Genomic DNA, 24319 nt, shown 5'->3' on the forward strand with positions numbered 1-24319 from the left:
CCATGATCGTCGGCATCGGGACAGACCTGTGCGTCATCGAGCGGTTCAGGGACATGCTGGAGCGCCGCCCCGGCCTGGATGAGCGGCTGCTCACCCAGGCCGAGCGGATGCTGTCCATCGAGTCCCAGGCCGCCCGCTTCGCCGCGAAGGAGGCGTTCGCCAAGGCGCTGGGCTCGCCCGGCGGCATGCGCTGGCTGGACTGTGAGGTGATCAAGAACGCCGACGGGGACCCCGCCTTCCTCAGCTCGGGCTCGGTCGCGGCCAGGGTCGAGGCGCTGGGCATCCGGCACATCCACCTCTCGATCAGTCACGACGGGGGCTTCGCCACCGCGATGGTGGTGTGCGAGGCATGAGACCCGTTGTCACGGCCGCCCAGATGCGCTCAGCCGAGGAGCGGGTCTTCGCCGCGGAACCGGGCGTCGACCTCATGGGGCGTGCGGCCGCGGAGGTGGCGCGGGTGGCGGCCGCGGTGGCGGCCGATGGTCCCGTGCTGGTGGTCGCGGGTCCGGGCAACAACGGTGGCGACGGGCTCTATGCGGCCGCGCTGCTGGCCGGGCAGAGGCCGGTGTACCTGTGGCTCGCGTCGGGCTCCGCGCACGACGGCGGTCTCGCGGCGGCCCGCGGCGCCGGCTGTCAGGAGGTGGACGCGGTGGCCGCCGTCGATCTCCTCACCGACTGCGCGCTGGTCGTCGATGCACTCACCGGCCTCGGGTCCCGGGCCGGGCTGCCCCCTGCCGTCGCGACGCTCGCGGTCGCCTGCGAGGCCCTGGGCGTCCCCGTGGTGTCGGTGGACCTGCCCAGCGGGCTCGACGCGGACTCCGGTGCGCTCCACCCCAGTTTCACCGCGGCCCACACCGTCACGTTCGCGGCCCTGAAGCCGTGCCACGTGATGGAGCCGGCGGCGACGCGCTGCGGCCGACTCCACGTCGTGGACATCGGGGTCGAGGTGGCCACGGACACGCTGCGGCAGGCCGAGGCCGCGGACGTGGCCCGGTGGTGGCCGGTGCCTTCGTCGACGTCGGACAAGTACTCCCGCGGCGTGGTGATGATCGATACCGGCTCGGAGCAGTACCAGGGCGCGGCCATCCTCGGCGTCTCCGGTGCCCTGCACGCCGGGGCCGGCATGGTGCGCTACACCGGCCGCGTGGCCTCGGGCCTGATCCTGTCCCGGTTCCCCAGCGTCGTGATCGGGGAGGGGCGCGCCCAGGCCATGGTGGTGGGCTCGGGATGGGGCGACGGCGAGGGCACGGAGGGCCGGGTGGCCAACGCCGGCCTCCACGCGGTGCCGACGGTGGCTGACGCCGACGCGCTCACCTCGCTGCCCAGGGGCCGGCTCGACGGGTGGCTCCTCACGCCGCACGCGGGGGAGCTGGCGCGGATGCTCGGCTGCACGCGGGCCCACGTCGAGACGGAGCCGCTGACCTGCGTGCGGGAGGTGGCCCGCCGCACCGGCGCCGCGGTGCTTCTCAAGGGCGCGACGCAGTATGTCGCGGAGCCGTCGGGGAGGGTGACGGTCGCGGTGGCCGGGCCGGGCTGGACGGCGCAGGCGGGGTCCGGCGACGTGCTCGCCGGGATCTGCGGGGCCCTGCTCGCGGCGGGGTTGCCGGCGTGGAAGGCGGGGGTGGTGGGCGCCAGCGTCCAGGCCCTGACGGCGGCGCGGAACCCGGGGCCGTACACTCCCGAGGAGGTGGCGGCGCAGCTGCCGGCCGTGGTGGCGGAGCTGGTGGGCCGCTGAGGTCAGGCTCCCAGCAGGCCCTCGGCGAGCCACCCGTCGGACTGGAATCCCGGCGGCACGGCGAAGACGGCCGAGCCGATGGCCGTGGTCCACTCGTTGAGCGCGTCCCCCTGATCCAGCATGCGTTGCACGGGGATGAACTGCTCGGCGATGTTGGCCTGGAAGGCCGTGAACAGGAGACCCGACGAGGTGGTCTGCACCCCGTCGACCCACTCCTCGTGGGTGTAGTTGAGGCCGCGGCGCAGCATGGTGCGGCCGGAGTTCTGCGACGGATGAGCCACCCGGGAGTGCGCGTCCGCTGCGATGACGGGCACCCCGTCGACAACGGCACCGAGGTCCGGGGAGTCGTGCTCGGCTTCACCGGTGAGGGGCGCCCCGGTGCTGAGCCGCCGCCCCACGGACTGCTCCTGACGATCCCGCGTGGCGTCATCCCACCGGTCCAGGTCCATCTCTATCCGCCGGATGACCAGCTGGGTGCCTCCGGCGAGCCAGCCGTCGCCGGAGAACACGGCGGCGGTGAGGGCCTCGTCGGTGGGGTTGGCGGTGCCGTCGACCTGACCGAACAGATTCCGGCCCGTGACGCGGCGACCGGCTCCGTCCACCGGACGCCAGGAGCCGTGCTGGGTCCACCGCCGGGTGGCGAACGGTGCGGCGTCGGCGGCGAGCCGGCGGACCGCGTGGGCGACGGTGGTGGCGTCGTCCGCCGAGACCCAGGCGAGCACGTCACCGCCCGTCCAGCGCTCCTGCAGCTTGTCGTGGTCCATCGGCGGGATGTCCTGGAACCCCGCCGGACGCAGCGCCGCGAGGCCGTCGAGCGCGAAGACGCCCGGGCCGAGGCCGACGAGGATGGTGAGGGAGACGCCGGCCTGGGCCAGGTCCGGCGCGAAGTCCCCGGGGGCCGGCCGTCCCGCCATCAGGGCCGCGATGTCAGAGCTCCACACCCGCATGAAGCGGCCGAGGGCGGCGCGGTCCGTCCCGGGCAGGAGGTCGAAGGCCACCAACTCGCCTACGGCCGGCTTGGGCGTGACTATGCCGGCCTGGTGCTCCCCGTGCGCGGAGTGGGTCTGCCCGGAGGCCGACGGCGTGAACGGTTCCACGCCGGCGTCGCCTGACGCCCGGCCTGCTGCCACGCCGGCCGCGCCGCCGAGGGCCGCGGCTCCGGCATAGCCGAACACGCCGCGACGGCTGACCTGGGGGCTGGACATGGCGTGGATTCTACCCCTCGTCGATACCCCCGGAGGGGTACCCCCGGGGGTATCGATTTCCGGGTATGCTCCACCACGTGAAGTGGAAGTTACTCGTCCCAGCCCTCGCCACCGTCGCCGTCGCAGCCTGCTCGCCCGCCGCGCAGAGTGCCACCCCCGGGATCATCGCCGCGGACCCCTGGGTCCGCGCCACGGTCGGCACGGAGATGCCGGAGATGACCGCCCTGTTCGTCAGCCTCACCAACCCGTCGGAGGAGGATCGGATGCTGGTCGCGGCCGACTGCGGAGACGTGGCAGGGAAGGTCGAGCTGCACGAGATGGTCAAGGTGGACGGTCAGATGGTGATGCAGGAGGCCGAAGGTGGGCTTCCCGTCCCCGCCGGCGAGCACCAGCATCTGGCGCCCGGGGGCCCGCACGTCATGCTCATGGGGCTGACGGCCGAGTTGGCCGCCGGCGGCGAAGAGATCGTCTGCACGCTGACCTTCGACGACGAACAGACGATCGAGCTCGTCGCCCCGGTGAAGGAATTCACCGAGGAGCAGGACGCCTACCACACGCACGCGCCCACCGACGAGGGCTGAGCCTCAGGCGACGAGCTGCGAACCGCGGACCGACAGGCCCACGGCCTTGCGGTAGTGGCCCACCAGTTCCGAACAGACCTTGTCCCAGCTGCGGTCCACGGTGGAGCGTCGGGCCGCCTGGCCGAACGCGGCGCGCTTCGCGTCGTCGCCGATGAGGTCCACGACGTGGCCCCGCATCGCCGTGAGGTCTCCCGGGCGGTACAACCACCCCGTGCGGGACTGGTCCACCAGATCGATCGGGCCGCCCCGTCGAGGAGCGATCACGGCGAGGCCTGAGGCTTTCGCCTCCTGGATGGACTGGCAGAACGTCTCCAGCTCCCCGGGGTGCACGAAGAGGTCCAGGCTGGCCAGTGCGGTGGGGAGGTCCTCGCCGGTCAGTTCGCCGAGGAAGGCGGCGCCGGGGAGCGTGGCCTCGAGTTGCGCGCGGAGCGGGCCGTCGCCGATGACCACCAGACGCGTGCCGGGAAGGTCCGCGATCGCGGCTAGGTCCTCGACGCGCTTCTCCGTCGCCAGCCGCCCCATGTAGCCGATCAACCGTTCGCCGTCGGGGGCGTGGCGCGCGCGGAAGGCGGCGCTGCGTTTCCGGGGATCGAACCGCGCCGAGTCCACACCGCGGCCCCAGACGCCGACGCGCGGCACGCCCTGCTCGATCAACTGGTCCCGCGCGAACGTCGACGGCGCGAAGTTCAGCGACGCCAGCGAGTGGACCTGGCGGACGTGATGCCAGAGGAGGGGCTCCAGATGGGGGAAGCCGTAGCGGGCCGCGTATGTGGGGATCTCGGTCTGGTAGATGCCCACCATCGGGATGCCGAGTCTGGCGGCGACGGTGGCCGCCTTGTATCCCACGACGAAGGGTGCGGCCAGATGGATGACGTCCGGGGCGAAGCCGGTGAGGATCCGGCCGATGGTGTGGGCCGGGGTGGTGACCACGCGGACCATGTCGTATCCGGGAAGCCCGACGCTGGTGACGGTCTCGACGGGGAAGCCGCAGTAGTCCTGGGGGGTGCGGTCTCCGGCCTGGGGTGCGATGACCATGGCCTCGTGGCCTGTGGCCCGTAGATGCTCGAGTACGCGCAGCACGGAATTGGTGACCCCGTTGACACTCGGAAGAAAGGATTCCGCGACGATGGCGACTCGCACAGCCCCAATCTTACGTATCGAGATGTCCACGCCCCCACGTCGAGGCGAACGGCCGGTGAACGGTGGGTGACGTTCCCGGGGACGCCGGGAGCCTCGATTCGGAGAATCCGCCGCGACAGCATAGACTCGGGTGGCCCGGTAAGGCGATTAACGCCAGCGTGTGACAGATGAGCGGGCAAATCGAGGGGCCCCGATGTGGGCCCGAGCGGCCCGAATCCAGGGCCCACTACCCCCGCAGAGGACCTACCCATCATGAACGCACCACGCCCGAAAAACCGCTGGTCGGCCGAACAACGCACAGCCAAGGGCCTCAAGGCCCAGCGCCGCGGCCGCTCCGACGCCCCGACGGAGGGCGCTCCCCTCAACCGTAAGCAGCGCCGCGCGCTGGAGTTCGGCGACAAGCCGTACGTGGCCAAGCCCGAGAGCGCCGACGAGCGCCGTGACGACCGGCCCCGGGACGAGCGCCCCGCGGCACGCCGCGACGATCGCCCGGTGCGTGACGACCGCCCCCGCTGGGGAGACCGTGACGACCGCCAGCGTGGCACCGACCGCTACGAGGACCGTCCCCGTCGCTTCGAGGACCGCCCGGTGCGCGACGACCGCCCGGCCCGTGACGACCGCCCCCGCTGGGGAGACCGTGACGACCGCCCCGCGGCTCGCCGTGACGACCGCCCGGCGCGCGACGACCGCCCCGCCCGTGACGACCGCCCCCGCTGGGGAGACCGTGACGACCGCCCCGCGGCTCGCCGTGACGACCGCCCGGCGCGCGACGACCGCCCCGCCCGTGACGACCGCCCCCGCTGGGGAGACCGCGACGACCGTCGCAGCGACAGCCGGGGCGAGCGCCCCAGCGGCTACCGCCGCAGCTCCATGCCCCCGCACGTCGATGTCCGCCGCCCGCACGAGGCGCGCGGCCACGAGGAGCGCCGCGGACACTCCCGGCCGGACACCCGCGCCCCGCGTTCGGATTCCTATGACGCCCCCGACGCGGACCAGATGAGCTGGACCGCCACGACGGCCGAGGCCGTCGAGGGAGACGTGGCGTCGGGCTTCTTCGAGCTCGGCGTCGCCGAGCCGCTCGTGCGGGTCCTGGCGGGCCAGGGGATCACCGCCCCCTTCCCGATCCAGGCCGCGACCATCGGCGACGCCATCGCCGGCCGCGACGTGCTGGGCCGTGGCCGCACCGGCTCGGGCAAGACGCTCGCCTTCGGGCTGGCCATGCTCACGCGCCTCGCCGAGGGCACCTCCGCGGGCTCGCCGCGGGCCATGATCCTCACCCCCACCCGGGAGCTGGCGCTGCAGATCGCCGACGTCCTCTCCCCGCTGGCCGCCGCCATGAAGCTGGACCTCACGCTGGTCGCGGGGGGCATGGCCTACGGTCCGCAGATCCGCGCGTTCGAGCGCGGCGTGGACGTGGTCGTCGCCACCCCCGGCCGCCTGATCGACCTGCTCGAACAGGGCGCCGCCGACCTCAGCCAGGTGCAGATCTCCGTGCTCGACGAGGCGGACCACATGGCTGACCTCGGCTTCACCAAGGAGGTGCGCACGCTCCTCGACGCCACGCCCGAGGGCGGGCAGCGCCTGCTGTTCTCCGCCACCCTGGACGCCGCCGTCGATTCGATCGTGCGGACCTACCTCAACGATCCGGTCACCCACGAGGTGGACTCGAGCCAGGCCTCGGTCACGACGATGGTGCACCGTCCGCTGATCGTGCGCCCGCACCACAAGAACCAGATCACCGCTGAGATCGCCAACCGCGACGGACGCACCGTCCTGTTCGCCCGCACCCAGCTGGGGACGGACCGGATCGCCGGGCAGCTCCGCGAGGCGGGCGTCATGGCCGGATCGCTGCACGGTGGCCTCACCCAGGGCGCGCGGTCGCGCATCCTGACGGCCTTCCGCGAGGGTACGGTCCCCGTCCTGGTCGCCACCGATGTCGCGGCCCGGGGGATCCACGTCGACGACGTGACCCTCGTGCTGCAGGTGGACCCGCCGCACGATTCCAAGGACTACCTCCACCGTGCCGGGCGCACCGCCCGCGCCGGGCAGGAGGGTGTGGTCGCCACCGTGGTCCTGCCGCACCAGCGCAAGATGACCGAGCGCCTGCTCGGCCAGGCCGGCGTGAAGGCCAGGGCGATCGAGGTGGAACCCGGATCCGCCGAACTGCGCGAGGCCACCGGCGCCCGCCCCACGTCGGGCGTGGAGATCGCCGAGGCGGACTACCTCGCACTCATCGCGCCGAAGCAGGCACAGCGTCGCCGTCCCGAGGGTGGCGGCCGTGGTGGCCGTCGCTACGAAGGCGGCCGCGGCCAGCAGCGCGGGGGCCGCAGGGACCGTTGGTGAGGCCGTAGGCTCTGGACCCGTGATGGACACCTCCTCCCTGTCGATCCGGATCGCCGATCCGGGTGACGCCCCGCGGCTGTTGCACGTCATCCATGAGGCGTTCGCGGCGCGTCCCCCGGTGGACCCGCCGGCCGACGCCCTCACCGACGACGTGGCAGACATCGAGCGCGCCCTTACGGACGGCTACGGCGTGGTGGTGGAGCGGGAGGGGCACATCATCGCCGGGCTTCTGGTGGACCTGTCCGACGGCGTGGCCACGCTGAGGCGCGTCTCGGTGCTCCCGTCGGCGAGCGGTCAGGGTGTCGCGCGGTCCCTGGTGGAGGGCGCGCTGACGGTGGCGGCCGATCTCGGCGCGCGTCGCGCCACCCTCTTCGCGCGCGAGGAGTTCCCGCAACTCGTGGACTGGTGGCGCGACCACGGGTTCGACGTCATCGCGCCCGAGCCGCACGGTTTCCGCATGGGCCGGGACCTGCCCGTGGTCGTCGACGTGCCCACGGCCGGTGACATGCACACCCTGGGGCTCCGGCTCGCGGCAGTCCTGCGCAAGGGCGACGTCATTGTCGCCACGGGTGACCTGGGCGCCGGGAAGACCACGCTCGCGCAGGGCATCGGGGCAGGGCTGGACGTGGAGGGGCCCATCATCTCTCCCACGTTCGTGATCTCGCGGGTGCATCGGCCCCGCGGAGAGGGCCCGGGCCTCGTCCACGTCGACGCCTACCGCCTCGGTGATCCCTCCGAGCTGGCGGACATCGACCTGGACGCGACGCTCGCGGACAGCGTCACCCTCGTCGAGTGGGGCCACGGCCTGGCCGAGTGGCTGGCCGACGGCCGCCTGGAGATAGACATCGTCCGGGGCGTGGACTCCGACGAGCGCACCGTGTACCTCACCGGCTTCGGGCCCCGCTGGGCCGGGGCACTCGACGTTCTCAGGGAGATCCCATGACCTGGACCCTCGGTATCGACACCAGCCACGTCGTGGCGGTGGGCCTGGCCCTCGACGGCGAGCCGCACAGCCGCGTCATCGTGGACGACACCCGGGCTCACGCGGAGGCACTCATGCCGTCGGTCCTGGACGCCTGCGAACGCGCCGGCATCACGCTGCGCGATCTCGACGAGGTGGTTGTCGGCATGGGGCCCGGGCCCTTCACGGGGCTGCGCGTGGGCGTGGCGACGGCCTGGACTCTCGCGCATGCAGCGGGCCTGGAGCCCCACGGGGTGTGCTCGCTGGACGTGGTGGCGCGCCAATGGGCGGAGGCGGGCGCTCCGGCGCAGTTCGTGGTCGCGGCCGACGCCCGCCGTAAGGAGCTCTACTGGGCCAGCTACCGCACCGACGGCACCCGCACGTCGGATCCGCAGGTGTCCGCCCCCGAGGCGGTGCCGGCGCTCCCCGTCGCCGGGGCCGTCCCCGAAAGCTTCCGGGCGCTCCTGGACGTCCGGGGCCCCGATGCGCTGGACCCCGCGGTCATGGCCGCGCGGTGGCGGACGCTGCCGGTGGCCGGCGACGAGCCGTTCTACCTGCGTCCCGCGGACGCCACCGTCCCCGGCAAGCCCAAGTCCGCACTGCCGCGCCTGAGGGCCCGCCGATGATCGTCGAGAACGCCACCGCAGCGGACCTACCGGAGATCCTCGAGCTCGAGGCCCACTTCGACCGCCCCTGGTCGGAGGAGTCCTGGCGCCAGGAGGTCACGGGCGGTGGGCGCCTGGTGCTCATCGCCCGCCGCCAGGACGGCGCCACCGTCGGCGTGGCCTCGTTCCAGCTGGTCGACGAGGTCGCGGACCTGCACCGCATCGTCGTGGCACCCGAGCAGCGCCGCCTCGGCTTCGCCCGAGTGATGCTGATGGCAGGCCTGCAGTGGGCCATCGGGCGTGGCGCGCGCCGGATGCTGCTCGAGGTGGACAGCGGCAACGCCGCAGCCATCCAGCTCTATCAGGGCTACGGCTTCGCGGCGGTCGCCACGCGCCCGGACTACTACGGCCCGGGGGCGGATGCGCTCATCCTCGAGCGCCGGCTCGAGGGCGTCGACGCAGACTCGGTTGGCACGTGGGACATGGAGGAGGACAGCGATGACGAGTGAGCCCCTGGTTCTCGGACTCGAATCGTCGTGCGACGAGACCGGAGTCGGGATCGTGCGCGGACGCACGCTGCTGGCCAACGAGGTGGCCAGCTCGGTGGAACTCCACGTACGGTTCGGCGGCGTGGTGCCCGAGGTGGCCAGCCGCGCCCACCTCTCCGCGCTGATCCCCACGCTGGAACGCGCGGCCGCCAAGGCTGACGTGGACCTCTCCGATCTCGACGCCATCGCCGTCACTGCCGGCCCGGGGCTCATGGGTGCTCTGGTCGTGGGCCTCGCCTCCGCCAAGGCCCTGGCGGCGTACCTCGGCAAGCCGCTCTACGGCGTCAATCACCTCGTGGGTCATGTCGCGGTGGACCTGCTGGACCACGGACCCCTGCCCACCCCGTCGCTCGCGCTGCTCGTTTCCGGCGGGCACACCCAGCTGCTGCACGTCGAGGACATCGCCACCCGGATCACCGAGGTGGGCACCACCATCGACGACGCCGCGGGCGAGGCGTACGACAAGGTGGCCCGCCTGCTCGGGCTTCCCTACCCGGGGGGGCCGGTCATCGACAGGGCCGCCCAGGAGGGCGATCCCACCTTCATCCGCTTCCCCCGTGGCCTGACCGCGCGCCACGACATGGAGAAGCACCGCTTCGACTTCTCGTTCTCCGGGCTGAAGACCGCCGTGGCACGGTGGGTCGAGCAGCGCCGCCTCGACGGGGGAGACGTGCCGGTGGCGGACGTGGCCGCCAGCTTCCAGGAGGCCGTGTGTGACGTCCTGACGGCCAAGACCATCGACGCCGCCCAGCACCTGGGGGTGCGCTCGATCCTCATCGGAGGCGGAGTGGCGGCCAATTCCCGGCTCCGCACCCTCCTCGAGCAGCGGGCCGCCGAGGCGGGCATCGAGCTGAGGCGCCCCCGCCCGGCGCTCTGCACGGACAACGGGGCCATGATCGCCGCCGTCGGCAGTGAGGCCGTCCGGGCCGGCCTGCGGCCGTCCGGCCTGGGCATCTCGGCGCACTCGGGGCTCCCCGTGGGCACGGTCGTCGTCTGATTTTGGTGCGCCAGGACACAAGTCGGTAACGATCTGGTGTCAAAGCGGGGTTTGCTCTAGCCGATTTGAACGTGCCTTGGCTATGTTCCTTCAATCACACGGCCCGTCCGGGCCTCTTCCGTCGGTCAACGACTAAGGATCCGCTGATCATTTGGGGCATCCGTCCGGGGGTGGGCTTGACGGTGGCTGTGGGGCCGCCGGTGGGGCCGGTGAGGGCCGGTTGCTTGCCCTCCGGCCCTTGTTCAGGGCCCTTTTCTGCGGTTCTGGGCAGGCTGCCGCCAGGGGCTACCCGGTAGCAGCGGCGGTCTTGAGTCTGGTTTCGATCGTGTTCGCGCGGGCGAGCATCAGCAGGTTCGCCGAGGCCATCGCGACCTGGAGCTGGTTCAGGTTCTTCGCCAGCCCGCGGTAGCGGGTCTTGGACAGCCCGAAGTCCCGCTTCACGATCAGGAACACGTGCTCCACCTTCGCCCGCACCGACGCCTTCCTCGACTCGAGTCGCTGCTCGTGAGGGTGCATCGCTCTCCACGTGCCCTGCCGGGCAGCGACCCGCCACTCGACGTGTGACAGGTGGTCGTCGCCGCGGATCTCGGGGCGTTTCGTCACACCCGAATAGCCGGCGTCGGCGTAGACGACCTGGTCATCCTCGCGCACCAGATGGGTGATCTGGTCCAGGTCGTGCACGTTGGCTGCTGTCGCGGTCACCGAGTGCACTAGACCCGTGCCGGCATCGACCCCGGCGTGGGCCTTCATCCCGAAGTACCACTGGCGCCCCTTCCTGGTCTGATGCATCTCGGGATCCCGGGTGCCGGTGGCGTTCTTCGTCGACGAAGGTGCGGCGATGATCGTGGCATCCACGATGCTCCCGCCACGCATGACCAGACCGTCGGCCTCCAGCCGGGCGTTCAACGCGGAGAACATCGCCTCACCCAGCTGGTGCTCCTCCAGCAGGTGCCGAAAATGCAGCAGGGTCGTGGCGTCAGGGACCTGCCTGGTAGCGAAGTCCACACCCATGAACTTGCGCATCGCGTACGAGTCGTTGATCTGATCTTCCACGCCTTCGTCGGAGAGGTGGAACCACACCTGCAGCAGGTACATCCGCAGCATCGTCTCGAGCGGTATCGGCCGCCTGCCGCGGGTCTTGTTGTAGTAGTGCGGCTCGATCAGCTTGACCCAGTCCGCCCACGGCACCACCGCGTCCATCCGCTTGAGGAACTCCTCCCGCTTCGGGACCCGGCGACGCTGACCGTACTCGACCTCAGACAAACTCGGCTGCAACTCATCCACAACCAGCATTCTACCTAGCCAACACGCCATTCACCGGCCAAACACCCACCGACTGCGCATCCACCGACAAACCAGGCTGGCCCATTAATCAGCGGTTCCCTAAGGAGAAGGAATGAAGTTCCAGGGAACCAAGGTGTCCCTCGGTCTGGTGTTGAGCGGGGCCCTCCTGCTCGGCGCGTGCACCAGCCCAGAACCCACCGAACCTGAAGACACCGCGTCGGGCAGCGCCTCGGCCACGGCCACGACGTCCGCATCCGCATCCGAGGGCACCAACGGCGACGCTGCCGCCGGCTGCCTGCAGGATGTCGGCATCACCGAGACCACCGACGGGGAGGTCCGCTACACCGCGGGCCCCGGCGACTGGAGCGGCTACAACTCCATCACCAACGGCACGTACTCCACGTACAACTCGGTGATCGCCGCCCACATGTTCTCGAGCTTCGTGTACTTCGGTACAGACGCCACGATCTGCGACAACACCGAGTTCGGCACCTACGAGGTCACCTCTGAGGATCCGTTGACGGTGAAGTACACCATCAACGAGGAGGCCGTCTGGTCCGATGGCACGCCCGTCACCATCAACGACTACCTCATGGACTGGGCCGCCCAGAACCCCGAGTTCATCGCCCCCGGCTTCGCCAGCGGCGAGAACGTCGATGCCGCGGCCGTGTTCGACCATGTCTCGACCTCGTTCGCGCAGTACGTCCTCGAAGGCCCGGAGGGTGAGGTGGGTGCCAAGGAGTTCACCGTCACCTACACCGACCCCAACCCGGACTACCGGATCATCATCACTTCCGCGCTTCCCGAGCACGTGATCGCCACGCAGGCCGGCCTGGAGCCCGGCGCCCTGGCGCAGGCCGTCATCGACCGCGACGCCGACACCGTCAAGTCCGCCGCAGAGTTCTGGAACACCGGCTGGATCTTCAACCCGGGCGAGCTGCCCGCGGCCGATCAGATGCCCTCGTCCGGCCCCTACATGGTCAAGGAGGGCAGCTGGCAGGCCGGCAACTCCCTGACGCTGACCGCCAACGAGAACTACTGGGCCACCCAGGCCGCCACGCGCGACCTCGTGTTCCGATTCATCGACGACGCCCAGCAGGTCCAGGCATTGGGCAACAAGGACGTCCAGGTCATCCAGCCCCAGGCCACGGTCGACACCGTCGGCCAGCTCGAGGCGCTCGGCTCCGCCGTCACCATCGAGTCCGGCTCGTCGCTCACGTGGGAGCACCTGGACTTCAACCACCGCGAGAACAACGTCTTCGGCAACCCGGAGTCCGGCATGGCGCTGCGCGAGGCCTTCGCCTACTGCGTGCCGCGCCAGCAGATCGTGGACACGCTCATCAAGCCCATCTCCCCTGAGACCGAGCTGATGAACGCCCGCGAGGTGTTCCCGTTCATGGAGAGCTACGACGAGATCATCGAGGCCTCCTACGACGGCCGCTACGACGCGGTCGACCTCGAGAAGTCGAAGGCCCTCGTGGCCGAGTCCGGCGTGGCCACCCCGATCGACGTGCGGATCGGCTACCGCGCCGGCAACCAGCGCCGCACCGAGACCGTCGCCGCCATCCAGTCGTCCTGCAAGGACGCCGGCTTCAACGTGATCGACTCCAGCGCTGAGGACTTCTTCCAGGTCGCCAACGTCAACGGCGACTACGAGGTTGCGCTCTTCGCCTGGGCCGGCTCCGGCCAGATCACCTCCGGCGAGAACATCTACGCCACCGGCAAGCCGCAGAACACCAACAAGTACAGCAGCGAGGTCGTCGACGCGGCTTGGGCCGAACTGGTCGCCACCCTCGACGAGTCCGTCCACCTCGAGCAGACCAAGGTCATCGAGAAGGAGCTGTGGGACACGCTCCACGGCATCCCGCTGTACGCCCACCCCCTGGTGGTCGCCTACGACTCCACCCTGCAGAACGTGCGCGCCACGGCCACGCAGGATCAGGTGTCGTGGAACGCCCCGCAGTGGATCGCTTCATGATCCTCTCCAGCTGACACTTCGTCAGCTACCCGGTTGGGGCAGGTGACGCTCGCGCCACCTGCCCCACCTCGCGTTCACCGCCCCTTTCATCACAAACCAGCCCTGCCGTAGTATGCGGCGGATGGGTGCCGACGCAGGCACCCGAATCATGCCAGAGGACCGATCTTGCTCAAGTTCATCGCGAAACGCCTGGGGATATCGCTGGCGGTTCTCCTGTTGGGATCACTGCTCCTGTATGTGCTGGTCATCAACTCAGGAGATCCTCTGCAGGACCTGCGGGAGTCCAACGATCCGAACCGCGAGAACCGCATGCGCCAGCGGATCGAAACGATGGGGCTGAACCTGCCGTGGTACGAGCGCTACTTCGACTGGCTGGGAGGCGCGTCGAAGTGCCTCGTGGGGCAGTGCGACCTCGGCGTCGCGCTCAACGGCCAGTCCGTCAATGCGCTGGTCTCCATCGCCGCCGGTTCCACCCTCCGGCTGGTCGTGTTCGCCACCCTGCTGGCGATCGCTGTGGGCGTGATCCTCGGCATCGTCACTGCCATCCGCCAGTACAGCGGATTCGACTACGGCGTCACCCTCTTCGCTTTCGTCGCCTTCTCCCTACCCGTCTTCTGGCTGGGCGTCCTTCTCAAGCACTACGCCGCCATCGAGTTCAACAACTGGATCGTCGACGCGGACCTGAGTTGGCCGGTGATCATCGGCGTGGCTCTGTTGGTGGCGCTCATACTCCAGGCCGCCATGGGCGGCGATCTCAAGCGCCGCCTCATCACCTTCGCGGGCATCGCGGCCGGCGTGGCCGCCATCCTCGTCTACTTCGACGCCGTGACCTGGTTCCGGCGTCCCGCCATCGGCATCCCCGTCTATGTGCTCGCGGTCCTCGGCGCCTCCTCACTGGTGATCATGCTCACATCCGGGTTCCAGAACCACCGGGTCCGCAACGCCGTGGGGGCCACCGCCGGCGTGGCGCTCATCGGCTACATCGCTGTGCGGGGCTTCCTGATGGGTAACGGTTCCCTTTGGGTGCTGCTGCTGTGCTTCGTCGCTGCCATCGTCGCCGGGGTCCTGGCGGGCCAGCTTCTCGGAGGCTTCTCCCGCAGGCAGGCAACCTTCGCGGCCGTCGTCACGGCGCTGCTCTCCTCGCTTCTCGCGGTCAGCGACCTGCTGCTGTCCAACTGGTCCATGTACCTCAGGGAGCAGCCGCGCCCCATCCCGACCATCGGCTCGATGACGCCCAACTACGAGTCCACCTTCTGGATGCATTCGATCGACACGCTCACCCACCTGGTGCTGCCCACTGTGACCCTGACGCTGATCTCGATCGCCTCGTACACGCGTTACACCCGCGCCTCCATGCTCGACGTGCTCAACCAGGACTACATCCGCACCGCACGGTCCAAGGGCATCTCCGAGCGCAAGGTGATCACCCGGCACGCGCTGCGCAACTCGCTGATCCCGCTGGCCACCATCGTCGCGTTCGACTTCGCCGGCCTCATCGGCGGCGCGGTCATCACCGAGACGGTCTTCGGCTGGCAGGGGATGGGCAACCTCTTCCGCACGGGTCTGGCCCAGGTGGACCCGGCACCGGTGATGGCGTTCTACCTCGTCACCGGCACCGCCGCGGTGGTCATGAACATGGCGGCCGACATCGCCTACGCCATCCTCGACCCGCGGATCTCCCGCTAGGAAGCAGGCCAACCATGACTGACACCAACAATCCTGCCCAGCTCGACGAGGTCCACGAGAACGACTACGAGATCGACTCGATGCCCGACGAGATCACCACGACGGACAAGTCGTACTCCCAGGGGCAACTGGTGCTGCGTCGCTTCGTCCGGCACCGCGGGGCGATGATCTCGCTCACCATCCTGGTGTTGATCGTCCTGCTCGCTCTCACGTCGATCGGATTCGGCCCCATCCCCGGATGGTGGCCCAAGAACCACGTCGACCTGTACCCGATCCAGGAGGTGGGCGGGGCTCCCACCCTGAAGCTGTGGCCGTTCTCCATCGGGGAGCACCCCTTCGGGCAGTCCACCATCGGCAAGGACTACTTCGCGCTGGTGATGCTCGGCACGCAGAACTCGCTGACCATCGCCTTCACCGTCGGCATCGGGGCCACGATCATCGGTACGCTCGTGGGTGCGGCGGCCGGCTACTTCCGCGGCATCGCCGAATCCTTCCTCATGCGCGTCACCGATCTGTTCATCATCATCCCCACGTTGGTGCTCGCCGCGGTGCTCGGCCGGATGGCCGGCAACGTGGGCGGGATCTTCGCCCTGGCCGGCATGCTGGCCATCGTCTCCTGGACAGGACTTGCGCGCCTCGTGCGCGGCGAGGTGTTGAGCCTGCGCGAGCGGGAATTCGTGGCCGCGGCCCGCGCCGTCGGCACCTCGCCGTGGCGGATCATCCTGCGCCACATCCTGCCCAACGCTCTGGGCACGATCATCGTCAACGCCACCCTGCTGATCTCGGCGGCCATTCTGGTCGAGACGGCCCTGTCGTTCCTCGGGTTCGGGGTGCGCCCGCCGAACACGTCGCTGGGCCTGCTGATCTCCGAGAACCAGAATGCGCTGAGCACCCGCCCGTGGTTGTTCTGGTGGCCCGGTGTCTTCATCGTCTCCATCGCGCTCTGCGTGAACTTCATCGGAGACGGCCTCCGCGATGCCTTCGATCCCCGCCAGCAGATGGACTGAGGAAGACTGCGATGACCACCACCCCACGTTTCACCGGCGAGAACCCGGTCCTCAAGTTCAGCGATCTGGACGTGCAGTTCCGCACGGAGTTCGGGACCGTGCACGCCGTCAAGGGCATCACGCTCAGCGTGGAGCCCGGCGAGGTGATGGCCCTGGTCGGCGAGTCGGGTTCAGGCAAGTCCGTCACCGCCACCACGGCGCTCGGCCTGCTGCCCAAGACCGCCCGCATCCAGGGCGAGACCCGGGTCACGGACCAGAGCGTCGGCGAGCTGTCCGGCCGCCAGCTGCGCTCCCTACGCGGCAACCGCGTCGCGATGGTCTTCCAGGAGCCGATGACGGCGCTCAACCCGGTGATCAAGATCGGCGAGCAGCTCACCGAATCCATGGAGGTGCACGGCGTGGCCTTCGGCCGCGACGCCTGGAACCGCGCCGTGGACCTGCTCAACGCCGTGGGCATCCCCAACGCCGAGCGGCGCGCCAAGCAGTTCCCGCACGAGCTGTCCGGCGGTATGCGACAGCGCGTGGTCATCGCCATGGCTCTGGCCTGCGACCCCGAGGTGATCATCGCCGACGAGCCCACCACCGCCCTCGACGTCACGGTGCAGGCCGAGATCCTGGACCTTCTGCGCTCGCTCAAGGACAAGCTCAACACCGGCATCCTGCTCATCACGCACAACATGGGCGTGGTGGCGGACATGGCGGACAACGTGGCGGTGATGTTCAAGGGCAACATCGTGGAGCGCGGCCCCGTGGAGGAGGTGCTGCTGCATGCCAAGCACCCGTACACGAAGCGGCTGCTCGCCGCGGTCCCACACCTGGGCGACGGGCACGGGCAGTTCGGCGTGGCGCCCCATCCCGTGAGCCCCACCGCAGATTCGGCGCTGGAGGTCGACGAACTCGTGGTCGAGTATCACCGGGCAGGCAAGAAGGCTTTCCGCGCCGTCGACGGCGTCAGCTTCGACGTGCGCCGGGGCGAGATCGTGGGCCTCGTCGGCGAGTCCGGCTCGGGCAAGTCCACCATCGGACGGGCGCTGCTCGGCCTCATCCCCTCGAAGTCCGGCGAGGTGCGGGTGCTGGGTGAGGACCTCCTGGCCCTCAGGGGACGCGCCCTCAAGGGGCTCCGCAAGCGCATCGGCGTGATCTTCCAGGACCCCGCGGCGTCCCTCAACCCGCGCTTCCCGATCGGCGATGTCGTCGCCGAACCGCTCAGCGTGCACCGCGTGGGCGACGCGAAGTCCCGCGAGGCCCGCGTCCACGAACTCCTCGACGCGGTGCAGCTACCCCGCAGCGTCTACAACCGCTACCCGCACGAGCTCTCGGGCGGCCAGCGTCAGCGGGTGTCCATCGCCCGCGCGCTTGCGCTCAGCCCGGACCTGCTCGTCGCCGACGAGCCCACATCGGCCCTGGACGTCTCGGTGCAGGCCTCGGTGCTGTCGATGTTCACCGAACTCCAGCGCGACTTCGGGTTCGCGTGCCTGTTCATCAGCCACGACCTGGCGGTGATCGACTCGCTGGCGCACCGCGTCGTCGTGATGCAGTACGGCAAGATCGTCGAGAAGGGCACCCGCGAGGAGGTGCTGCTCAACCCGCAGGAGGAGTACACCAAGCGGCTGCTGGCCGCCGCCCCGGTCCCGGACCCCATCGAACAGAGGCAGCGCCGTGAGGCCCGCCACGAGCTGCTGAAGTCGCTCGGCGACGAGGTCGTGGAGCTCGACACCCGAGAGCTCGACTTCGACAACGCCCGCCCGTCCGCCTGAGCATGCCGTACGCGCCCGAGCTCACGACGCTGGGCTACATCGTCAGCCCGGACCGTCGGCGGGTGCTGCTCGTGCACCGGATCGGCCGGTCCGACGATGAGCAGCTGGGCAAGTACAACGGGCTGGGCGGCAAGGTGGAGCGGGACGAGGACATCGCCTCCGCGATGCGGCGCGAGATCCTCGAGGAGGCCGGCGTCGAGGTTACCTCGATGACTCTCCGCGGCACGGTGTCCTGGCCCGGCTTCAACGGGCGCGATGTGTTCGGGTTCGTCTTCCTGGTCACGGGGATCGCGGGGGAGCCCCTGCGATCCAATCCCGAGGGCACGCTCGCGTGGCATGACATCGACACCGTGATGGCGCTGCCCATGTGGGACGGGGACAGGCACTTCCTGCCGCTGGTGTTCGACGAGTCGGTGCCGCAGTTCCATGGCGTGCTGCCCTACGAGGGCGGCCACTCCGTCGGCTGGCGGGTGTCGCGGTGAGCACCGGTCGCGCCGTCGTGCTGGGCTGGCTGCTGCTCCTGCCCTTCGGGCTCGTCGCCCTCGTGCTGCTGGTGCTCGACGTGTTCACCGAGTTGCACACCACGTCGGAGGCGGCGATCTATGCGGCCGCGTTCATCCCGTTCGCGTGGGTGGCCGTGGTCCTCGCGGGGCTCGGGCTGATCCTGGCCGCGCACCGGTGGTGGCGCCTGACGGGGGTGGCGGTGCTGGCCGCGGCCGCCGTCGCGTGGGGCGTGCCGCTGGCGGGGCCGATGATGGCGGCGGCGCAGTCCCAGACCGCGCCCGAGCCGCAGCTGGTGGTGTTCAGCCTCAACACGGCGTACGGGCGGGCGGATGCCCGCCAGATCCGGCTCCTGCTCGACGAGTCGGTGGATGTGTTGGTCTTCCAGGAGTACACGCCGGAGTTCGAGGATGATCTCCGCCGCCAAGGCCTCCTGGACCGTTTCCCGCATCGGATCGGGACGGCACGCGCCGACGCCGGGGGAACGATGCTGCTGTCGCGGCTGCCGCTGACGGAGGTGTCGCGGCTGGACACGGCCTTCGACAACATCCTGGTGTCCCTCGAGGCGGATGGTGCGCGGTGGCTGATCGGGGCGGTGCACACCTCGCCACCGCAGATGGGCGCGCCGCAGTGGGCGCGGTCCGCGGCCAAGGTGACGGGTCTGGCGCTCGAGCACGCGGACGAGCGACTGGTGCTGGTGGGGGACTTCAACGCGATCGACCGGCACCACACCATGCGGGTGCTGACGAAGGGCCCCCTGCGCGACCTGATGGAGGGGTCCCCGGGCCTCGACGCGTGGCGACCCACCTGGCCGGCCCACCCGTGGCTCCCGACGTTCGCGCGGATCGACCACGCCGTGGTCAGCGAGGTGGTGGGCGGGCCCGCCCCCGACGTCGTCAGGATCGAGGGCACCGACCACCTCGGGCTCCTCGTCTCCGTCCATGCCCTGGCATGAGTGAGCGCGACGCGGCGCTGGCCGCCGCGATGCTGGAGCCCGACCCGTCGTCGCTCGGCGCGGCGGGCCGGCTGCGTGCGTCCTTCGGCGCCGAGGTCGCGGCGTGGGCGCTCACCCAGGCGGCGCTCCGGCGCCGGGCGCGGGCCAAGTTCGACCGGGCCGACGAGATGCTGTTCACGCACGACGGCCTGGAGCAGGCGACCCGGGACGCGGTCCGACGCTGGCGCGCGGGGCGTTTCGTGGCCTCCGGCGTCACCGACGTGTGGGACCTCGGCTGCGGGGTCGGCGCGGACGCCATGGCGTTGGCGGAGTCGGGACTGAGGGTGCACGCGGTCGACGCGGACCCTGCCACCGCGGATGTGGCCTCCTGGAACCTCGCACTTGTCGGCGCCGGTCCCGCGGCCGTCGCGCGCGCGGAGGATGTGGTGGTCCCGCCGTCGGCCGGGGTCTTCCTCGACCCGGCCCGCCGCACGGCGCGGGGCCGCACCTGGAACGTGGCGGACTTCACCCCTCCGTGGTCGCTGGTGCTCGAGCACCTGGCCTCTCAGCGATTCGTGGCGGTGAAGCTCGGACCGGGACTGCCGAAGGAGTTGATCCCCACGGGTGTGCGCGCTGCCTGGGTGAGCGACGGCGGGGACGTGGTGGAGGTGTCACTGTGGAACCGGATGGCCGAGGGGCGCTCCGCGGTCCTGCTGGGGCAGGGCGACGCGCTGGAACTCACCGCCGGCGAGGCCGAGGCGCCCGCCGTCGCGCCCCTCGGCGCCTATGTCTACGAGCCCGACGGCGCCGCCATCCGCGCGGGTCTGGTGGGGGAGGCGGTTCCCGGGGCCTGGCTGCTCGATCCCCACGTGGCGTACCTGTCCTCCGACGAGCCCATCCTCACCCCATGGGCCACCCGCTTCGAGGTGCTCGACGTCCTCGACTACTCGGTCAGGGCGCTGCGTGGCTACGTGAGAGAGCGGGGGATCGGGACGCTGGAGATCAAGAAGCGGGCCATCGATGTCGACCCGGCGGCCCTGCGACGGGAGCTGAAGCCGAAGGGGAGTGCTGCGGCCACGATCATCCTGGCCCGCACGGTCGGGGGCACCAAGGCGATCGTCGCCCGCCGGGCGTGAGCCGCGCGCACCGGACTGATCTGGCACTCGGCTTGATTGAGTGCTAAACCCGGGATAACGTAAGAGCTGGCACTCGACAACCTCGGGTGCTAATGGTCGGACGGCACCCGCGACGACGCCCGGCCACCTCACATGACCTATCCGCCGACCTTCGGGTCGGATATGACAGAAAGGTGTTTGACGTGGCAACCACGATCAAGCCTCTCGAGGATCGCATCCTCGTCCAGCCCCTTGAGGCCGTCCAGACCACCGCTTCCGGCCTTGTCATTCCCGACACTGCCAAGGAGAAGCCGCAGGAGGGGAAGGTCATCGCCACCGGCCCCGGCCGCATCGACGACAACGGCAACCGGGTTCCCCTCGATGTCGCCGAGGGCGACGTCGTCATCTTCTCCAAGTACGGCGGCACCGAGGTCAAGTACGACGGCCAGGAGTACCTCCTGCTGAACGCCCGCGACATCCTCGCCGTCGTCAGCAAGTAACGAACGGGGGCGCGCCCCCGTTGACCCCTGGCGGGGGCAAGCCCCCGCTGACCTTCGGCAGGGGTAAGTAACGAACGGGGGCGCGCCCCCGTTGACCCCTGGCGGGGGCAAGCCCCCGCTGACCTTCGGCAGGGGTAAGTAGCGAACGGGGGCAAGCCCCCGTTGACCCCCTCGCGGGGGTGAAGCCTTCGGACTCGACTCACACTAGGATTTCAATGCCAAAGATTCTCTCCTTCAATGAGGAGGCCCGTCGCGCGCTCGAGCGCGGTGTGGACACCCTCGCAAACACCGTCAAGGTCACCCTCGGCCCCAAGGGTCGCTACGTCGTCCTGGACAAGAAGTGGGGCGCCCCGACCATCACCAACGACGGTGTGACCGTCGCCAAGGAGGTCGAGCTCGACGATCCGTACGAGAACCTGGGCGCGCAGCTCGCCAAGGAGGTTGCCACCAAGACCAACGACGTCGCCGGTGACGGCACCACCACCGCCACGGTGCTGGCGCAGGCCATGGTGCACGTCGGCCTCCGCGCCGTGACCGCGGGCGTCAACCCCGTCGGCCTCAAGCGCGGCATCGACAAGGCCGTGGAGGCCGTCGTCGCGCGCCTGCGTGAGAACGCCCGCCCCGTGGACACCACCGCCGACATGGCGTCGGTGGCCACCATCTCCTCGCGTGACGAGCAGATCGGCGACCTGATCGCCGAGGCCTTCGACAAGGTGGGCAAGGACGGCGTCATCACCGTCGACGAGTCCAACACCATGGGCACCGAGCTCGAGTTCACCGAAGGCATGCAGTTCGACAAGGGCTACCTGTCGCCGTACTTCGTGACCGATGCGGACCGTATGGAGGCCATCCTGGATGACCCCTACATCCTCATCCACAGCGGCAAGGTCTCGTCGATGAACGATCTCCTCCCGCTGCTGGAGAAGATCATCGCGGCCAAGGGAACGCTGTTCATCGTGGCCGAGGACGTCGACGGCGAGGCGCTGTCGACGCTCGTGGTCAACAAGATCCGCGGCACCTTCACCTCCGTCGCCGTCAAGGCGCCGGCGTTCGGTGACCGTCGCAAGGCCATGCTCGAGGACATCGCCATCCTCACCGGCGGCCAGGTCGTCGCCCCCGAGGTGGGTCTCAAGCTGGACCAGGTCGGCCTCGAGGTGCTGGGCCGCGCCCGTCGCATCGTCGTCACCAAGGACAACACCACCATCGTCGACGGCGCCGGCGAGCACGCCGAGGTCAGCGGCCGCGTGGCGCAGCTGCAGGCCGAGATGGCCCGCACGGATTCGGACTGGGATCGCGAGAAGCTCCAGGAGCGGGTCGCGAAGCTGGCCGGCGGCGTGTGCGTGATCAAGGTGGGTGCCGCCACCGAGGTGGAGCTCAAGGAGAAGAAGCACCGCATCGAGGATGCGGTGTCGGCCACCCGTGCGGCCATCGAGGAGGGCATCGTCGCCGGTGGCGGCTCGGCCCTCATCCACGCCGGAGCCGTCCTGAAGGACCACCTGGGTCTCACGGGCGACGAGAAGGCGGGCGTCGACGTCGTGGCGAAGTCGCTGGCCGAGCCGCTGCGCTGGATCGCCGAGAACGGCGGCGAAGCGGGCTACGTCATCACGTCGAAGGTTGCCGAGATGGAGCTCAACCACGGCTACAACGCCAGGACCGGCGTGTACCAGAACCTCGTCGAGCACGGTGTCATCGATCCGGTGAAGGTGACGCGATCCGCGCTCGCCAACGCCGCCTCGATCGCTTCGCTCCTGCTCACCACGGAGACGCTCGTGGTGGACAAGCGCGACGACGAGAGCTGAGCCGCTCCCCGCATCACGCGTTGGCCCCGTCCGGTTCGTCCGGGCGGGGCCGACGCGTGTCCTCCTCCTTTGCGGGCGGCGTAGACTGGGCGCGACCTGGCGGCAGAATGAAGGGTGTCAACGCGTGTTCGAGGAACTGACCGGCGCAGGCGTGCCCAATCCGTTCGCGGCCCTGGGCCTCACGTTCGATGACGTGCTGCTCCAGCCCAACCAGTCCGACATCATCCCCTCGCAGGTCAGCACCGGGACCCAGCTCACCCGGCGGATCCGGCTCAACGTTCCCCTGGCGTCGGCCGCCATGGACACCGTCACGGAGTCGCGCATGGCCATCGCCATGGCGCGCGAGGGCGGCATCGGCATCCTGCACCGGAACCTGTCCATCGCGGATCAGGCGCAGATGGTGGACCAGGTGAAGCGCTCCGAGGCGGGCATGGTGAGCAACCCGATCACCGTCAGCCCGCAGGCCACCCTGGCCGAGGTGGACGAGGTGTGCGCCACCTACCGCATCTCGGGGACCCCGGTCGTCGAGGCCGACGGCACGCTGGTGGGCATCATCACCAACCGGGACATGCGCTTCGAGGACAACCCGGGCCGCACGGCGGGCGAGGTGATGACGCGGATGCCGCTGGTCACCGCCCGGGTCGGCGTGTCAGGCGAGGAGGCGCTCGGGCTCCTCGCGAAGCACAAGGTGGAGAAGCTGCCCATCGTCGACGCGCAGGGCAGGCTGCAGGGCCTCATCACGCTGAAGGACTTCGTCAAGGCAGACCAGTATCCCCGGGCGGCCAAGGATTCGCAGGGCAGGCTCCGGGTCGGCGCCGCCGTCGGTTTCTTCGGGGACTCGTGGGACCGCGCCATGGCGCTCGTCGACCAGGGCGTGGACGCCATCATCGTCGACACCGCCCACGGCCACTCCAAGGGAGTCGTGGACATGATCAAGCGTCTCAAGGCCGAGCCGGCCGCGGCGGACGTGGACGTCATCGGCGGCAACGTGGCCACCTACGCCGGGGCGAAGGCGCTCGTCGAGGCGGGCGCGGACGGCGTGAAGGTGGGCGTGGGCCCTGGCTCCATCTGCACCACCCGGATCGTGGCGGGGGTCGGCGTGCCCCAGGTCACCGCCATCTACGACGCGGCGCGCGCGTGCCGTCCGGCCGGCGTTCCCGTGATCGGCGACGGCGGGCTCCAGTACTCCGGCGACATCGCCAAGGCCCTCGTCGCCGGGGCCTCGACGGTGATGCTCGGCTCCCTGCTCGCCGGCTGCGAGGAGAGCCCCGGGGAGCTGGTGTTCATCAACGGCAAGCAGTTCAAGAGCTACCGCGGCATGGGGTCCCTCGGTGCCATGGCCGCCCGTGGACGCAAGGCGTCCTACTCGAAGGACCGCTACTTCCAGGGCGACGTCGCCTCGGACGACAAGCTGATCCCGGAGGGCATCGAGGGCCAGGTGGCCTACCGGGGCCCGTTGGCCGCCGTCGCCTACCAGCTGGTGGGCGGGTTGCGGCAGTCGATGTTCTACTCGGGCGCGGGGACCATCGCCGAACTGCAGGAGCGAGGACGGTTCGTCCGCATCACCTCGGCGGGTCTGCGAGAATCGCACCCGCACGACATCCAGCTCACCGCCGAGGCCCCCAACTACTGGTCGCGCTGAA

The 24319-nt window shown here is 70.1% G+C and carries 21 protein-coding genes; 18 read left to right on the forward strand and 3 right to left on the reverse strand.

Annotated elements, in window-relative coordinates; all coding sequences use genetic code 11:
* Positions 1 to 2 precede the first annotated feature (2 nt).
* Both ACX1D0_RS01155 and ACX1D0_RS01160 read left to right on the forward strand, forming a co-directional pair.
* Positions 3 to 353: a holo-ACP synthase gene (locus tag ACX1D0_RS01155; protein WP_459019083.1), complete on the forward strand. Its 351-nt coding sequence runs from the start codon at positions 3 to 5 to the stop codon at positions 351 to 353.
* The gene (locus tag ACX1D0_RS01160) at positions 350 to 1735 is read left to right on the forward strand and encodes an NAD(P)H-hydrate epimerase (RefSeq protein WP_459019084.1); all 1386 of its coding nucleotides are present in this window, start codon (positions 350 to 352) and stop codon (positions 1733 to 1735) included. The genes ACX1D0_RS01155 and ACX1D0_RS01160 overlap by 4 nt, the downstream gene beginning before the upstream one ends.
* Positions 1736 to 1737: 2 nt before the next feature.
* On the opposite strand, the gene ACX1D0_RS01165 is transcribed toward ACX1D0_RS01160, so the two are convergent.
* The gene (locus tag ACX1D0_RS01165) at positions 1738 to 2940 is read right to left on the reverse strand and encodes a Dyp-type peroxidase (RefSeq protein WP_459019085.1); all 1203 of its coding nucleotides are present in this window, start codon (positions 2938 to 2940) and stop codon (positions 1738 to 1740) included.
* Positions 2941 to 3017: 77 nt separating this feature from the next.
* Between ACX1D0_RS01165 and ACX1D0_RS01170 the strand changes: the two genes are divergently transcribed.
* Positions 3018 to 3521, forward strand: coding sequence for a copper chaperone PCu(A)C (locus ACX1D0_RS01170; RefSeq protein WP_459019086.1), 504 nt, complete (start codon positions 3018 to 3020; stop codon positions 3519 to 3521).
* A 3-nt stretch (positions 3522 to 3524) separates the two neighbouring features.
* Here the strand turns inward: ACX1D0_RS01170 and ACX1D0_RS01175 are convergent, their stop codons facing one another.
* Entirely contained in the window at positions 3525 to 4661 is a 1137-nt protein-coding gene (locus tag ACX1D0_RS01175) for a glycosyltransferase family 4 protein (RefSeq protein WP_459019087.1), read from the reverse strand.
* 252 nt (positions 4662 to 4913) lie between these two features.
* Here ACX1D0_RS01175 and ACX1D0_RS01180 point away from each other — a divergent pair, with 252 nt between their 5' ends.
* From ACX1D0_RS01180 to tsaD, 5 genes are read left to right on the forward strand one after another with little or no spacing between them, the layout of a single operon-like run.
* Positions 4914 to 7004 carry a DEAD/DEAH box helicase gene (locus ACX1D0_RS01180; protein ID WP_459019088.1) on the forward strand — a complete coding sequence of 697 codons (2091 nt, stop codon included), beginning with the start codon at positions 4914 to 4916 and terminating at the stop codon, positions 7002 to 7004.
* Positions 7005 to 7026: 22 nt separating this feature from the next.
* Entirely contained in the window at positions 7027 to 7947 is a 921-nt protein-coding gene (tsaE, locus tag ACX1D0_RS01185) for a tRNA (adenosine(37)-N6)-threonylcarbamoyltransferase complex ATPase subunit type 1 TsaE (RefSeq protein ID WP_459020357.1), read from the forward strand.
* On the forward strand, positions 7944 to 8591 hold the full coding sequence (gene tsaB / locus ACX1D0_RS01190) for a tRNA (adenosine(37)-N6)-threonylcarbamoyltransferase complex dimerization subunit type 1 TsaB (protein WP_459019089.1): 648 nt from the start codon (positions 7944 to 7946) through the stop codon (positions 8589 to 8591). The genes tsaE and tsaB overlap by 4 nt, the downstream gene beginning before the upstream one ends.
* On the forward strand, positions 8588 to 9079 hold the full coding sequence (locus ACX1D0_RS01195) for a GNAT family N-acetyltransferase (protein WP_459019090.1): 492 nt from the start codon (positions 8588 to 8590) through the stop codon (positions 9077 to 9079). Before tsaB ends, ACX1D0_RS01195 begins: the two co-directional genes overlap by 4 nt.
* A complete protein-coding gene (gene tsaD, locus ACX1D0_RS01200) occupies positions 9069 to 10115 on the forward strand; it encodes a tRNA (adenosine(37)-N6)-threonylcarbamoyltransferase complex transferase subunit TsaD (protein ID WP_459019091.1) in 1047 nt (348 codons plus the stop codon). The genes ACX1D0_RS01195 and tsaD overlap by 11 nt, the downstream gene beginning before the upstream one ends.
* A gap of 285 nt (positions 10116 to 10400) precedes the next feature.
* On the opposite strand, the gene ACX1D0_RS01205 is transcribed toward tsaD, so the two are convergent.
* Positions 10401 to 11390 carry an IS5 family transposase gene (locus ACX1D0_RS01205; RefSeq protein ID WP_459020358.1) on the reverse strand — a complete coding sequence of 330 codons (990 nt, stop codon included), beginning with the start codon at positions 11388 to 11390 and terminating at the stop codon, positions 10401 to 10403.
* Positions 11391 to 11511: 121 nt separating this feature from the next.
* Here ACX1D0_RS01205 and ACX1D0_RS01210 point away from each other — a divergent pair, with 121 nt between their 5' ends.
* The 10 genes from ACX1D0_RS01210 to guaB all read left to right on the forward strand — a co-directional run bounded on the left by ACX1D0_RS01210 (position 11512) and on the right by guaB (position 24318).
* The gene (locus tag ACX1D0_RS01210) at positions 11512 to 13377 is read left to right on the forward strand and encodes an ABC transporter substrate-binding protein (protein ID WP_459019092.1); all 1866 of its coding nucleotides are present in this window, start codon (positions 11512 to 11514) and stop codon (positions 13375 to 13377) included.
* A gap of 165 nt (positions 13378 to 13542) precedes the next feature.
* Positions 13543 to 15063, forward strand: a complete 1521-nt coding sequence (locus ACX1D0_RS01215) for an ABC transporter permease (RefSeq protein ID WP_459019093.1) — start codon at positions 13543 to 13545, stop codon at positions 15061 to 15063.
* 14 nt (positions 15064 to 15077) lie between these two features.
* Entirely contained in the window at positions 15078 to 16070 is a 993-nt protein-coding gene (locus ACX1D0_RS01220) for an ABC transporter permease (RefSeq protein ID WP_459019094.1), read from the forward strand.
* A gap of 11 nt (positions 16071 to 16081) precedes the next feature.
* Positions 16082 to 17827, forward strand: coding sequence for an ABC transporter ATP-binding protein (locus ACX1D0_RS01225; RefSeq protein ID WP_459019095.1), 1746 nt, complete (start codon positions 16082 to 16084; stop codon positions 17825 to 17827).
* A gap of 2 nt (positions 17828 to 17829) precedes the next feature.
* Positions 17830 to 18309 carry an NUDIX hydrolase gene (locus ACX1D0_RS01230; RefSeq protein WP_459019096.1) on the forward strand — a complete coding sequence of 160 codons (480 nt, stop codon included), beginning with the start codon at positions 17830 to 17832 and terminating at the stop codon, positions 18307 to 18309.
* Positions 18306 to 19283 (forward strand): endonuclease/exonuclease/phosphatase family protein, encoded by a 978-nt coding sequence (locus ACX1D0_RS01235; protein WP_459019097.1) that lies wholly within the window; start codon positions 18306 to 18308, stop codon positions 19281 to 19283. The genes ACX1D0_RS01230 and ACX1D0_RS01235 overlap by 4 nt, the downstream gene beginning before the upstream one ends.
* A complete protein-coding gene (locus ACX1D0_RS01240; RefSeq protein ID WP_459019098.1) occupies positions 19280 to 20398 on the forward strand; it encodes a THUMP-like domain-containing protein in 1119 nt (372 codons plus the stop codon). Before ACX1D0_RS01235 ends, ACX1D0_RS01240 begins: the two co-directional genes overlap by 4 nt.
* Positions 20399 to 20580: 182 nt before the next feature.
* Positions 20581 to 20877, forward strand: coding sequence for a co-chaperone GroES (gene groES / locus ACX1D0_RS01245; protein ID WP_459019099.1), 297 nt, complete (start codon positions 20581 to 20583; stop codon positions 20875 to 20877).
* Between the two features lie 215 nt (positions 20878 to 21092).
* The gene (groL, locus tag ACX1D0_RS01250; protein WP_459019100.1) at positions 21093 to 22676 is read left to right on the forward strand and encodes a chaperonin GroEL; all 1584 of its coding nucleotides are present in this window, start codon (positions 21093 to 21095) and stop codon (positions 22674 to 22676) included.
* Between the two features lie 136 nt (positions 22677 to 22812).
* Positions 22813 to 24318 carry an IMP dehydrogenase gene (gene guaB / locus ACX1D0_RS01255; RefSeq protein WP_459020359.1) on the forward strand — a complete coding sequence of 502 codons (1506 nt, stop codon included), beginning with the start codon at positions 22813 to 22815 and terminating at the stop codon, positions 24316 to 24318.
* The last annotated feature ends 1 nt before the right edge of the window (position 24319 follow it).

Source organism: Tessaracoccus pujii, from assembly GCF_054483895.1.